This window comes from Rahnella sp. AA (genome assembly GCF_002834385.1).
Classification (GTDB): Bacteria; Pseudomonadota; Gammaproteobacteria; order Enterobacterales; family Enterobacteriaceae; genus Rahnella.
The window spans coordinates 179,790-193,197 of record NZ_PITQ01000002.1 but is presented as its reverse complement, the minus strand read 5'-3'; the positions used below and the strand labels follow the sequence as shown (position 1 = coordinate 193,197).

Here is a 13,408-nt window from a genome sequence, read left to right as displayed (position 1 = left end):
CGCCTGACTCTCCACTATATCCCTGTCGGGGTTACCGCAGCCAGTTGGTTTTTGCCAGTTCGATGACTTCGTCACCCCGGCCGCTGATCACTGCCCGCAGCATGTAGAGGCTGAAGCCTTTTGCCTGCTCAAATTTAATCTGCGGAGGCATCGCCAGCTCTTCCGTGGCGGTGATGACATCCACCAGTACCGGGCCTTCATAGGCAAACGCATCCTGCAACGCGGTGTCCACGTCTGAGGCTTTTTCCACGCGGATCCCTTTGATGCCCGCCGCTTCGGCAATGGCCGCGAAATCCGGGTTTTTCAGCTCGGTGCCGTCGGTCAGATAGCCGCCGGCTTTCATTTCCATCGCCACAAACCCGAGCACACTGTTGTTGAATATGACGATTTTTACCGGCAGTTTTTGCTGTGCCAGCGTCAGGAAATCGCCCATCAGCATGGCAAAACCGCCGTCGCCGCACAGCGCCACTACCTGGCGCGTGCGGTCAATCGCCTGCGCCCCGATGGCCTGTGGCATGGCGTTGGCCATCGAGCCGTGGTTAAACGACCCGAGCAGCCGGCGCTGGCCGTTCATTTGCAGGTAACGACACGCCCAGACGGTAGGCGTACCGACGTCACAGGTAAAGACGGCGTTGGCATCGGCGAAACGGCTGATTTGCTGTGCCAGATATTGCGGGTGAATGGCCTGTTTGTCGTTCGGCGTTGCCAGCGCATCGAGATCTTTACGCGCTTCTTCGTAATGTTTAAGCGCTTTGTCGAGGAACTTACGCTCGGTTTTCACCTGTAATTGCGGCAGGACGGCCGTCAGGGTGGACTTGATATCGCCGACCAGCGCCATATCAACGTGGCAGTGCGCACCGATGCTGCCCGGATTGATGTCTATCTGAATGATTTTTGCGTCCGTCGGATAAAACGCGCGGTACGGGAATTGCGTGCCGAGCAGGATCAGCGTGTCGGCATTCATCATGGCGTGGAAACCGGAGGAAAAACCGATCAGCCCGGTCATGCCGACGCTGTAAGGGTTATCCCATTCAATATGTTCTTTGCCGCGCAGGGCATGCACCACCGGCGCTTTCAGGGTTTCTGCCAGCTTAATTACTTCATCGTGTGCCCCGGCACAACCGCTGCCGCACATCAGGGTAATGTTGGTTGCGCCATTGAGCAGTTCGGCCAGCTTATCCAGCTCGGTCTGCTGCGGCTGCACTTTCGGCAGTTTTGGCGGATACCAGCTGACTTTGGCGTCTTCCGGTGCCGGTTTCAGCGCAACGTCGCCGGGCAAAACAATCACTGAAACACCCCGGTTGAGGATTGCCTTGCGCATGGCGATGGCCAGCACCTGCGGGAGCTGCTCCGGGTTGGTGACGAGTTCGCAATAGTGGCTGCATTCGCGGAATAATTCGGTCGGATGGGTTTCCTGAAAATAGCCGCTGCCGATTTCGCTGGAGGGAATATGCGCCGCGATGGCGAGTACCGGAACATGGTTACGGTGGCAGTCGAACAGGCCGTTGATCAGATGTAAATTACCGGGGCCGCAGGAACCGGCGCAGACCGCCAGTTCGCCGGTGATTTGTGCCTCTGCCCCGGCGGCAAATGCGGCGACTTCCTCATGACGCGTGCCGAGCCATTCGATGGTGCCCATGCGGTTCAGGCTGTCGCTCAGACCGTTGAGCGAATCGCCGGTCACGCCCCAGATTCTTTTGACGCCAGCCGCTTCAAGAGTTTTTGCCAGATATGACGCTACGCTTTGTTTCATTTATTGAATCCCTCCGACAGATGCTGAAAAAATAACTGCGTTAAGCATAGTCCACTGATTACATCCATGAATGCAAAGCCTTAAACCATACAAAATTACGCGGGGAGGGAAGGTGAAGTTTTGTAAATCTGCCCGCGCAGACTGTAAAAAGTCATGAGCGGGCAGCGGGAGGCGCGGGGATCAGGCGAGCGTGACGTCGCCCTGAAGCTGACAGCTACACGCCAGAACGTAGCCCTGCGCGACTTCCTCGTCGGTGAGCGTCATGCGGCTGGTGGTCGTGTAATCACCGGACAGAACGCGGGTTTTGCAACTTCCGCAAACGCCCGCGCGGCAGGCTGCCGTGACCGGCAGTTTGTGCTGCTCCATGGCCGACAGCAGCGTTGAACCGACCGGCACGCGGTAGTTTCCGAGCGGCGTCAGACGGGTCAGCGTCAGTTGCTGGTCAGCCGAAACAACTGCTTCAGTGGCCTGGAACTGTTCCTTAACGATATTTTGCGCCGGAACGCCCAGCCCGGCCGCCCATTTCCCGGCCAGTTCCATATAAGGCGCGGGCCCGCAAATCATCACCCGGCGCGCAGCGATATCCGCCACCTGGCTTTGCAGTAAGTCCTGACTCAGGCGCCCTGCAATCTGGCCCGGTGCTGCGTCATTTTCTGCCAGAACAGTCAGACGAAGTTGCGGATATTGCGCCGCCATACGCTGCCATTCTTGCGCAAAAATGACGTCCTGCGGGCTGCGGACGCTGTAAAACACCTGTACGCTTTGCGCCGTGGAATGCGCCAGAACCTGGCGCGCAATCGACATCACCGGTGTGACGCCGCAACCGGCGGCCAGCAGTAATAAAGGTTGCGGCGTGTCACAGGTGAATTCGCCCTGCGCGTCCGAAAGCCACAGGTAATCGCCAGGTTTAACCTGCTGTGTCAGCCAGCCTGAGCCTTTACCACCGTCAATCCGGCGCACCGTTAGCTGGATAAACCGGCTCAAACCCGGCGTGGAAGACAGGGTATACGCGCGCTGCACGTCACCGCTCTGGCCGATATTCACCAGCGCAAACTGGCCCGGCTGATACGGATAAACGTCGTGATTGATCAGCGACAGCGTCCAGACATCTGGCGTTTCCTGCGTGACGGAATACACCTGCATGCGGTTCTGGCACAACGCCGTCGGTTGATCAGGAAATAAAGGAAAGTTCATCTCTGATTTACTCCGCCAGCATGGTTTTCAGATCCTGCTCAACCGACGTAATCGAACGCAGGCCGAACTGTTCGTTAAGCACCGCCAGCAGATTGTCGGTCAGGAAGGCCGGTGCCGTCGGGCCGGTGGCGATGTTTTTCACGCCCAGCGACAACAGCGTCAGCAGGATCACAATCGCTTTCTGCTCGAACCACGAAAGCACCAGGCTCAGCGGCAAATCATTCACGCCACAACCGAGTTTTTCGGCCAGATTGACCGCCAGAATAATCGCAGAGTAAGCATCGTTACACTGGCCGACGTCCAGTAAACGCGGCAGGCCTTCGATGGTGCCGAAGTCCAGCTTATTGAAACGGTATTTCCCGCAGGCCAGCGTCATGATCGCGCAGTCTTGCGGCACGCTGCGCGCCAGATCGGTGAAGTAGCTGCGCTCGCCGCGGCTGCCGTCACAACCGCCAATCAGGAAGATATGGCGCAATTTTTTGGCAGCGACTAAATCAATCACGGTATCGGCCGCGCTGAGCAGCGTCTGACGACCAAAGCCGACGGTAATTTCCTGTTCAATCTCACTGTACGGGAAACCGGCCAGTTGCAGCGCCTGACTGATCACCGGCGCGAAATCTTCGCCTTCCAGATGCTGCACGCCCGGCCAGCCGACAATGCTGCGGGTCCAGATGCGGTCGCCGTAGTTGCCGACGTTAGGGTCAATAATACAATTGGAGGTCATCACTACAGGGCCGGGGAATTTGGCAAACTCAACCTGCTGATTCTGCCAGCCGCTGCCGTAGTTACCGGCCAGATGCGGGAATTTTTTCAGTTCCGGGTAACCGTGTGCAGGCAGCATTTCGCCGTGGGTATAAATGTTAATGCCGGTGCCGGCGGTCTGTTCGAGCAGCATCTGCAAATCTTTCAGGTCATGGCCTGAAATCAGAATCGCTTTACCTGCCAGCGGACGCACGTTGACGGACGTCGGGCGCGGATGGCCGTAAGCGTCGGTTTCGCCTTTATCCAGAATCGCCATCACGCCGAAATTCATTTTGCCGATGGCCATCGCATTTTCGAGCAGCACGCCCATGTCTGAAGGTTGCGTACCGAGCCACGCCATCAGGCGGTGATACTCCGCATAAATCGCGGTGTCCGACTGGCCGAGAACGTGCGCGTGTTCCATATAGGCCGCCGCACCTTTCAGGCCGTACAGACACAACATGCGCAACCCGTGAATATCATCGCCGATCTGCGCTTTGTCGCCGTTAAGCGCAAATTGCTGCGCCTGTTGTTGCAGGTCATTCAGGTTATCGCTGACCAGCTCCAGCGCAGCCAGAGGATGGCTGACGGTGACTTCCGGATCCATCAGACGGCAGCGAACCGCCAGTGCTTCACGATGAATAATCGCTTCGCGCGCGTAGCCGACGATGCGGTCAGAGTCGAAGTTGACGTTGGTCAGCGTGGAGAAAAATGCCCGTGGTGCGAAGCTGTCAATTTCCTCATCGGCAATACCGTAACCGCGAGCCGTTAATGCCCAGGCCGATAAGCCCTCAAGAACGGCCACCAGCAGATCCTGTAAATCGGAGGTTTCCGCCGTTTTGCCACACATACCCTGCGCATAAGCACAGCCATTGCCCGCTGGGGTGCGGACTGTTTGTTCACATTGCACACAAAACATAATGAGGTCCTTTTTAAAGTTGCATTTTAAATGCTTGTTTTGATGCAAGCCTAAAACTGGCCGGAACAGAAATGAAGATGTTTTTAAGATTAAGTGAAGTGGAGTTGATTTAACGCAAGTTTTGGCAAGGAGATACCGCTGCCGGGAAGCAGCGGGAAGGGCAGATATCAGGCGGAGAAAAAGGCCATCAGGACAGGAGCAATAAGGCTTAATACAAAACCGTGAACGACAGCGGGGGGCACCATGTCCAGCCCGCCACTACGTTGCAGAACCGGCAGGGTGAAGTCCATCGACGTTGCGCCGCACAGGCCCAGCGCGGTCGAACGGCTGCTGCGCACCAGCGTCGGGATCAGCATAATCGCGCAAAGCTCACGCGCCAGATCGTTAAAGAACGCGGCGCTGCCAATGACCGGCCCGAACGAATCCGTCAGAACGATACCGGAAAGTGAATACCAGCCGTAACCCGAGGCCAGCGCCAGACCGGTTTTCAGTGGCAGGCCGAGCAGTAAAGCGGCAATCGCACCGCCGATTAACGCACTGACTGCCACCACGAGCGCGACCATCATGCCGCGACGATTGAGGATAATCTGGCGCAGCGTCATGCTGCTGTTACGCAGTTGCAAACCCACCAGCGCCAGCAAGAACAACAGCGCAATTTCGCTGGCCTGCGAGGCGAAGGTCAGCCAGTGCCATTGTGTCAGGCCAAGGGCAAAACCGCCGATAACCACGCCACACAGCTTCAGCGATTCCAGCGCCATGTGTATACGTGAAGGCAGTTTTTCTTGTTTGTGCTGATTCTTCCAGGGTTTACGGCGTTCAAGCAACCATAATGCCGCGTAGTTCATCACAAAAATGCACAGGAAACAGACGGCGGCATATTTGAAAATCAGCAGCAAATTAGTACTGAGATTGTCGAGGAAAGCCAGACTGACGCCCATAATGAACAAGATGACGTACACCATCCAGCTCAGTAGCTGATTAACAAGATGCAGCAGGGACCGGTTTTTGAGCGGAATGAGATAACCGGCAATCAGCGGCAGGAGAATAATTAACAACCCGGAATACATGATGCAAAAGTCCCTGAAAAGTGAGATCCCATGAGTGGTGCGCGACACAAAAAATGTCGCCCGCCACGCTAACGAAAAGTTATCTGGCTGTAAAGCAGCTTCGGCGCGCAGAGATATCTTCGCGGGCTTGACCCGAACCGATTTTTAACGCCATTCTCAGGAAAGCTCTGAGCGCACAGGAGGCGTCTGATGTATCTGGAACATATTGATATTGTCGGTTTTCGCGGAATAAACCGGCTGTCTTTGACTCTGACACAGCCCGCACAACGTGGCGCATCGATTACCGGTTCTGCACATCAGGGGCAGACGGAGTCCTTTCTGACCAATACCGTTCTGATTGGTGAAAATGCCTGGGGCAAATCAAGCCTTCTGGATGCCCTGACGCTGTTACTTTCTCCCGAACCCAAACTTTACTGCTTTAAAGAAGAAGATTTCTATTTCCCGGCTGGCGAAGAGGAATCCAAATCACAGTATCTGCACGTGGTATTTACGTTTTGTGAAAACCAGGCAGGTCATCATATGTCACCGCGTTTTAATCCTCTCTCACCACTTTGGGTGAAATGTGCGGATAAAATGAACCGTATCTATTACCGGCTGGAGGGGGAACTGGACGACGACGGCAGTGTGATGACATTACGCAGCTTTTTGTCCTCTAACGGGCAGCCTCTGAATCTGACGACGATTGATCCGCTGGCGCAGGCGCTGATCCGTCTCAATCCGGTTCTGCGGCTGCGTGATGCGCGCTTTATCCGCCGCCTGCGCAGTGAAACGCTGGCCCCAAGGTTAGCGGCCAATAATGAGGAACTGGCAAAACAGCTTGATGAGCTCACGCGGGAATTGGTGCACAGCCCGCAGACGCTGAAAAACAGTGAATTACGCAGCGGGCTATCGGCGATGCGGCAATTGCTTGAACATTATTTTGCCGAGCAAGGGACATCCAACAGTGCGCCCTGGCAGCAAAAACGCCATGGACGGGCTGAAAGCCGCCGCGCGTGGCGTTCGCTGGACAACATCAACCGCATGATTGCCGAGCCGAACAGCCGCAGCATGCGCGTGATGCTGCTGGGCATGTTTTCCACTTTATTGCAGGCGAAGGGATCAGTGGTGTTGCATCCGGACGCTCGGCCTTTATTGCTGATTGAAGACCCCGAAACCCGTCTGCATCCGATCATGCTGTCGGTGGCGTGGGGATTACTGGATCAACTGCCGTTACAACGGATCACGACAACCAATTCCGGTGATTTGCTTTCTCTGGTGCCGGTTGAGCAGATTTGCCGGCTGGTGCGTGAATCCGGACGCGTGGCGGCTTACGGTATCGGGCCGGAAGGGCTGAGCATGGAAGACAGCCGCCGGATTGCTTTCCATATCCGCTTTAACCGGCCTTCATCTTTATTTGCGCGCTGCTGGCTGCTGGTAGAAGGCGAAACGGAAGTGTGGTTGCTCAATCAGCTGGCGCGACAGTGCGGTTATCATTTCGAATCTGAAGGCATTAAGGTGATTGAGTTTGCGCAGTGCGGCCTGAAACCGTTGCTGCGTTTCGCCCGGCAGATGGGCATCGAGTGGCATGCGCTGGTCGACGGTGACGAAGCCGGGCGCAAATACGCGGCGACGGTCATTGCTAACGTGGAGAGTCATGACGATACGCTGCGTTACCGCCTGACGGCGTTACCGGCGCAGGACATCGAGTATTTTCTGTATCGCGAAGGGTTTGAGGACGTGTATCGCAAGAATTCAGCGATAGCGGCGAATGTGCCGATGGCGCCGCGACGAATTATCGATAAAGCGATTCACCGCAGCTCGAAGCCGGATCTGGCCATTGATGTGGCGCTGGCGGCGTCTTTGCGGGGAACCGCATCGATTCCTCCGCTGCTGCGGCAAATGTTTTCCCGCGTGGCCTGGCTGGCGCGCGGCAGGGCGGATTAAGCCGCCCGTGTTTCCGGCAACGTGACGGGATTGCCGTGTCCGCGGGTGAAGGTCTGGCGGATCTGGCTTTCCAGGTCATCGAGCAACTGATAGCGACGGCGGTATTCGGAACGACGTTTGCTGGCGATTTCTTCCAGCGGCCGGTGGGCAATCTGGCGTGGCAGATGGAAATATCCGTCTTCGCCCGGCTTTGCCTCCATCGTTTCCCAGAAGCTGTCGTAATCGGCAAACACCATGCCTTTGCGCTTTTTATAGCGCGGATTTTCATAAATGTGCGTGTGGTTGCCAACCGCCACAATCTGCGTCATGCCGGTGACATCCGCGAGCGTCGTCAGCGCTTCAATCACCAGACGTTTTGGAAATAACCCGTGGCAGGCTTTGGTCGCGCGCTGAATTTCCTGATGATCCACATTCGCCTTTGGTCCCTGCAACGCGCCAATAAACAGCGTCGGTTTCCCCTGATATTCGATAAACGAGAACGTCACGATGGCAATGGAAACCCCTTCGGCATTATGGAATGTCAGCGTGGCTTCACCTTCTTTATCCAGGCGGGCAATGGCGTTGAAGGTGATGGCATAACGTTGCTCTTCTTTACCGGTCAGCGTGGCGATCGCCATCTCTTTTTTGCTGAGATAACCGTGATTAATCGCATCCGGCAGGCAGTGGCCGATCATGTCGTAGTGATCGGTAATGCGCTTCATCGCCTGTTCCGGCGTGATATTGGCGGCCTGATAAATACGGTGCAATTTGCACGGCAGGCTCGGCATCGCCGCCAGAATTTCATCGCGCTGCGGATGATGCGCGAGATAATCGAGCATTGCGAAGGTCCGACGCGGATGTAGCAGCGCACGGTACAGGAATTTGAACCGGTAACGTGGCAATTTCCATGACGGACCTGGCACCGTGCGGCAGGAGAGTAACGCCGTCATCAACTGAAGGCCGGAAAGCGGAGCCTTTTCTGCGGAAGGGTAGCTGAAAGTGGTCATGGGATTACCTGTCAAAGTGAACCGGATATCGGTAACGGTTATTTCAACAGGGGGAGAATAAACAGGTGTGCAACGGGGTAAATTATGGAGAAATTGAACGTGATTTGTTGAGATTGTGTTTAGACTTAATTTGTTTTATGTCCTGTCTTAGCAATCAGTGTCTAAAAAATGTACTTTTTTTCGCGTAAAGGGCTTGAAGCCGGAGGCATTCTCCCCCATAAATGAAAATGCCAGTCAATGAGTGACCGGCATTTGCAGTTGAAGCGTAACTTGATGTGTGATGCTGAACCGGTCAGGCGACCGCTTCACTTTCCACCGGGATAATAAGGCTGGCATGATTCCCCTTTGGGCCTTCATGAACGTCGAAGTTGACCTGCTGCCCGGCCTTAAGTGTCCGGTAACCCTCCATCTGGATTGTGGAGTAGTGAGCGAAGATGTCTTCACCGCCATTTTGTGGGCAAATGAAGCCAAAGCCTTTAGCATTATTGAACCATTTAACAGTACCCGTCTGCATGCTTCTACATCCCTCTCATGACTAGTCTGGTAGTAAATAGATAAAGCCAGTTGAGTGAGCACGAAGGCCAGAACGCAGCGGATAAGCGCCTGTTCGAGCCGGTTTCATACCTTGTTCAGCTCACGAATTTACACTCTAGTGGAATAGAGATAGACGTCAAGGAAACGGCATTTGTCCTTAGGGAGCAGATAACCAAAGTTTGAAGCAGGTAACGCTATTGACATATTTTGTTAAAATTTCATACGCGTTGCCTGATGCACGGAAAACATTTTGTGCAGCGGCAAGGTGGGGACAGAGATGGTAAAATACGGTAATGAAAGTGTGAAGCTTTGCAGACAGCTTCCACGCTTGTGTATTTGGCTTCCAATACGATCTTCACAGGTGATGAACAGGCAATGGGCAAGAATCAAGACTGGTTAAATTTCGAACATTTGACGGCGGATAAGCAAAAGGATGAGGTAAAACCGCCATCTATGTATAAAGTTATATTAAACAACGACGATTACACTCCAATGGAATTTGTGATTGACGTTCTGCAAAAGTTCTTTTCTTATGATATTGAACGTGCAACGCAACTGATGCTCCAGGTGCACTATAGAGGTAAAGCGATTTGCGGCGTTTATACGGCCGAAGTCGCGGAAACCAAAGTCGCACATGTGAATGAGTACGCCAAGGAGAATGAGCATCCGTTGCTGTGTACGCTGGAAAAAGCCTGATTAAGGCAATCTATTTGGGAGGTGCCTATGCTCAATCAAGAACTTGAACTCAGTCTCAACATGGCTTTCGCAAGAGCCCGTGAGCACCGGCATGAGTTTATGACCGTGGAGCACCTGTTGCTGGCGTTGCTCAGCAACCCTGCTGCCCGTGAAGCGCTTGAAGCTTGTACAGTAGATCTCGTGGCCTTGCGCCAGGAACTGGAAGCCTTCATCGAGCAAACCACACCCACCTTACCTGCCAGTGAAGAAGAACGTGATACCCAGCCAACGCTGAGTTTCCAGCGCGTTCTGCAACGTGCGGTATTCCACGTTCAATCTTCCGGTCGCAGCGAAGTGTCTGGTGCCAATGTTCTGGTCGCGATTTTCAGCGAACAGGAATCACAGGCTGCCTACCTTCTGCGCAAACATGATGTCAGCCGCCTTGATGTGGTGAACTTTATTTCGCACGGTACCCGTAAAGATGAAACGGGCGGCCAGGCGCAAAACAATGCGGAAAACCCAGTTAACGAAGAGCAGTCGGCGGGGGAAGATCGTATGGAGAACTTCACCACTAATCTTAACCAGTTGGCGCGTGTGGGTGGCATCGATCCGCTGATTGGTCGTGACAAAGAACTTGAGCGTGCTATTCAGGTGCTCTGCCGTCGTCGTAAAAACAACCCGCTTCTGGTGGGCGAATCCGGTGTCGGTAAAACCGCCATTGCTGAAGGGCTGGCGTGGAGAATCGAGCAGGGTGATGTGCCGGAAGTCATGGCCGACTGCACCCTGTATTCTCTGGATATTGGTTCCTTGCTGGCGGGTACTAAATACCGCGGTGATTTTGAAAAACGTTTCAAATCCCTGCTGAAACAGCTCGAACAGGATAAGAACAGCATTCTGTTTATTGATGAAATCCACACGATCATCGGTGCCGGTGCGGCGTCGGGTGGTCAGGTGGATGCGGCTAACCTGATTAAACCGCTGCTGTCGAGCGGCAAAATCAGAGTGATCGGTTCAACAACGTATCAGGAATTCAGCAATATCTTCGAGAAAGACCGTGCTCTGGCGCGTCGCTTCCAGAAAATTGATATTACTGAGCCAAGCGTTGAAGAAACCGTTCAGATCATCAATGGCCTGAAAACCAAATACGAAGCGCATCACGACGTGCGTTATACCGCGAAAGCGGTGCGTGCAGCGGTTGAGCTGTCGGTTAAATACATCAATGACCGTCATCTGCCGGACAAAGCTATCGACGTTATCGACGAAGCGGGCGCACGCAGCCGGTTAATGCCGGTCAGCAAACGCAAGAAAACCGTTAACGTCAGTGATATCGAAAGCGTGGTGGCACGTATTGCCCGTATCCCGGAAAAAACCGTCTCGGCCACTGACCGCGATGTGCTGAAAAACCTGGGCGATCGCCTGAAAATGCTGGTCTTCGGGCAGGATCCTGCTATTGAAGCACTGACTGAAGCGATCAAAATGAGCCGCGCCGGTTTGGGTCAGGATCATAAGCCTGTCGGTTCATTCCTGTTCGCCGGGCCTACGGGTGTCGGTAAAACAGAGGTCACGGTTCAGTTGGCCAAAGCGCTGGATATCGAACTGCTGCGCTTTGACATGTCGGAATACATGGAACGCCACACGGTCAGTCGTCTGATTGGTGCACCTCCGGGATATGTCGGGTTCGATCAGGGCGGTTTGCTGACGGATGCGGTCATTAAACATCCTCACGCCGTGGTGCTGCTCGATGAAATCGAGAAAGCCCATCCGGACGTCTTTAACCTGCTGTTGCAGGTGATGGACAACGGGACGCTGACGGATAACAACGGACGTAAAGCGGACTTCCGCAACGTCATCCTGGTGATGACCACCAACGCCGGCGTGCGCGAAACGGAACGTAAATCGATTGGTCTGGTTCATCAGGATAACAGCCCTGATGCAATGGAAGAGATCAAACGCACCTTTACGCCGGAATTCCGTAACCGCCTGGACAACGTAATCTGGTTTAACCATCTGTCCACTGAGGTTATTCAGCAGGTTGTTGATAAGTTTATTGTTGAGCTGCAGGCGCAACTGGATGCGAAAGGCGTTTCACTGGAAGTCAGTGATGAAGCCCGCGACTGGCTGACGGTGAAAGGTTATGACCGTGCCATGGGTGCGCGCCCGATGACCCGTACCGTTCAGGAAAACCTGAAGAAACCTCTCGCCAACGAGCTGCTGTTTGGTTCATTGGTGGATGGCGGTTCTGTCTCTGTGGCACTCGATAAAGCTGCTGACAAGCTGACTTATCACTTTATGAGTGCGCAGAAGAAAAAACCGGAAGGTGCGGTGCACTGATTTTCATCAGTGATGAAAAAACAAAAGGCGATGTGAAAACATCGCCTTTTTTCTTTCTGAGATTCTTTATTTAATTGCAGGAATTAGTGAGGGATTTCAGAAAGGATAATGAAAAAAATGCCGAATTGCGGATACCACAAAACGCCCTTGCAAAAGCAGGAAGGGCGAAGAGGGTATCCTCAGGGATCGCCGGAAAATCAGCGATGAGTGAGCCGCTTATTAACGGCTACGGAAGACAATGCGGCCTTTGCTCAGGTCGTACGGGGTCAGCTCTACAGTGACTTTGTCGCCCGTCAGGATGCGGATGTAGTTCTTACGCATTTTACCGGAGATGTGAGCGGTAACTACGTGTCCGTTTTCTAATTCTACGCGGAACATAGTGTTTGGCAGCGTATCAAGTACGGTGCCTTGCATTTCAATGTTGTCTTCTTTGGCCATCGAATCCTCTAGGTCTAACTACCATAGTTTTTAACCGGCAAGATAATGCCGAAAAACCCACATTATGTAAAGAAGTATGGTCCATGACCGCACCTATTCCCTATCCTTCGGGAACACCGGCAGGTCTTCGTCATGTGGGGATAAGTCTTGTGGCAGCCAGCAATCCGGTGCTAACGCGCGTTGCGAAAGTTCGGATAACTGCTGCAAAAATTGGCGGCGGGGGATCTCTCTCGCACCCAGCGACGCAGTGTGAGGGTTGAGCACCTGACAGTCAATCAGTTCTCCACCATTGCGGGAAAAATGTTGGCAAAAAACCATGAGCGCGCACTTCGATGCATTTTCCCGACGGGTAAACATCGACTCGCCGCAGAATAATTTGCCGACAGAAACGCCATATAACCCACCAACCAGTTCATCGCCTTCCCAGACCTCGACCGAGTGAGCCCGCCCGGCTTCGTGCAGCTCCTGATATCCTCGCTGAACCAGCGGCCCGATCCAGGTGCCGTCCTCACGCTGCATGGCGCAGGCGCGGATAACCTGCTCAAACTGCTGGTTGAGCGTGAAACGAAACGGCATTCTCCGCATAAAGCGTTTCAGGCTGCGGCTGGCATGCCGTTCTTCAGGGATGAGGACGGCGCGGGGATCGGGAGACCACCAAAGAATCATCTCTCCAGGCTCGAACCAGGGAAAGATGCCCGTTTGATAAGCAGAAAGCAGACGAGGGGCGGTGAGATCCCCGCCAATAGCCAAAAGGCCATTCGGTTCCAGGAGTGCAGTCTCAGGATCCGGGAAAGTGACGGAATTGGCCTCAAGCTTAACTAACCGCATAGATCTCCTTATCCGGCGA

11 protein-coding genes are annotated in these 13,408 nt (G+C 54.1%); 3 read left to right on the top strand and 8 right to left on the bottom strand.

All coding sequences use genetic code 11. The features are described 5' to 3' along the window. Positions 1–31 precede the first annotated feature (31 nt). The 4 genes from poxB to CWS43_RS05680 form a co-directional block, all read right to left on the bottom strand. The gene (gene poxB / locus CWS43_RS05695; RefSeq protein ID WP_101075954.1) at positions 32–1,753 is read right to left on the bottom strand and encodes a ubiquinone-dependent pyruvate dehydrogenase; all 1,722 of its coding nucleotides are present in this window, start codon (positions 1,751–1,753) and stop codon (positions 32–34) included. 180 nt (positions 1,754–1,933) lie between these two features. Further along, positions 1,934–2,947, bottom strand: coding sequence for an NADH oxidoreductase (hcr, locus tag CWS43_RS05690; RefSeq protein WP_101075953.1), 1,014 nt, complete (start codon positions 2,945–2,947; stop codon positions 1,934–1,936). A gap of 7 nt (positions 2,948–2,954) precedes the next feature. Further along, positions 2,955–4,607: a hydroxylamine reductase gene (hcp, locus tag CWS43_RS05685; protein WP_101075952.1), complete on the bottom strand. Its 1,653-nt coding sequence runs from the start codon at positions 4,605–4,607 to the stop codon at positions 2,955–2,957. 167 nt (positions 4,608–4,774) lie between these two features. Then, on the bottom strand, positions 4,775–5,674 hold the full coding sequence (locus CWS43_RS05680; protein ID WP_101075951.1) for a lysine exporter LysO family protein: 900 nt from the start codon (positions 5,672–5,674) through the stop codon (positions 4,775–4,777). A gap of 189 nt (positions 5,675–5,863) precedes the next feature. Here CWS43_RS05680 and CWS43_RS05675 point away from each other — a divergent pair, with 189 nt between their 5' ends. Further along, positions 5,864–7,597 (top strand): ATP-dependent endonuclease, encoded by a 1,734-nt coding sequence (locus CWS43_RS05675; RefSeq protein WP_101075950.1) that lies wholly within the window; start codon positions 5,864–5,866, stop codon positions 7,595–7,597. Here CWS43_RS05675 and CWS43_RS05670 read toward each other — a convergent pair. Together CWS43_RS05670 and cspD are read right to left on the bottom strand one after the other, a co-directional pair. Continuing rightward, on the bottom strand, positions 7,594–8,583 hold the full coding sequence (locus CWS43_RS05670; RefSeq protein WP_101075949.1) for a VirK/YbjX family protein: 990 nt from the start codon (positions 8,581–8,583) through the stop codon (positions 7,594–7,596). The two genes, CWS43_RS05675 and CWS43_RS05670, sit on opposite strands and share 4 nt — an antisense overlap. A gap of 292 nt (positions 8,584–8,875) precedes the next feature. Next, a complete protein-coding gene (gene cspD, locus CWS43_RS05665; protein ID WP_015696601.1) occupies positions 8,876–9,097 on the bottom strand; it encodes a cold shock-like protein CspD in 222 nt (73 codons plus the stop codon). Between the two features lie 395 nt (positions 9,098–9,492). On the opposite strand from cspD, the gene clpS reads away from it, so the two are divergent. Together clpS and clpA are read left to right on the top strand one after the other, a co-directional pair. Beyond that, positions 9,493–9,813: an ATP-dependent Clp protease adapter ClpS gene (gene clpS / locus CWS43_RS05660; protein ID WP_101075948.1), complete on the top strand. Its 321-nt coding sequence runs from the start codon at positions 9,493–9,495 to the stop codon at positions 9,811–9,813. Between the two features lie 27 nt (positions 9,814–9,840). Then, entirely contained in the window at positions 9,841–12,123 is a 2,283-nt protein-coding gene (gene clpA, locus CWS43_RS05655; RefSeq protein ID WP_101075947.1) for an ATP-dependent Clp protease ATP-binding subunit ClpA, read from the top strand. A gap of 219 nt (positions 12,124–12,342) precedes the next feature. On the opposite strand, the gene infA is transcribed toward clpA, so the two are convergent. Together infA and aat are read right to left on the bottom strand one after the other, a co-directional pair. After that, positions 12,343–12,561, bottom strand: a complete 219-nt coding sequence (infA, locus tag CWS43_RS05650) for a translation initiation factor IF-1 (RefSeq protein ID WP_002211347.1) — start codon at positions 12,559–12,561, stop codon at positions 12,343–12,345. Between the two features lie 93 nt (positions 12,562–12,654). Next, positions 12,655–13,389, bottom strand: a complete 735-nt coding sequence (gene aat / locus CWS43_RS05645) for a leucyl/phenylalanyl-tRNA--protein transferase (protein ID WP_101075946.1) — start codon at positions 13,387–13,389, stop codon at positions 12,655–12,657. Positions 13,390–13,408: the final 19 nt, after the last annotated feature.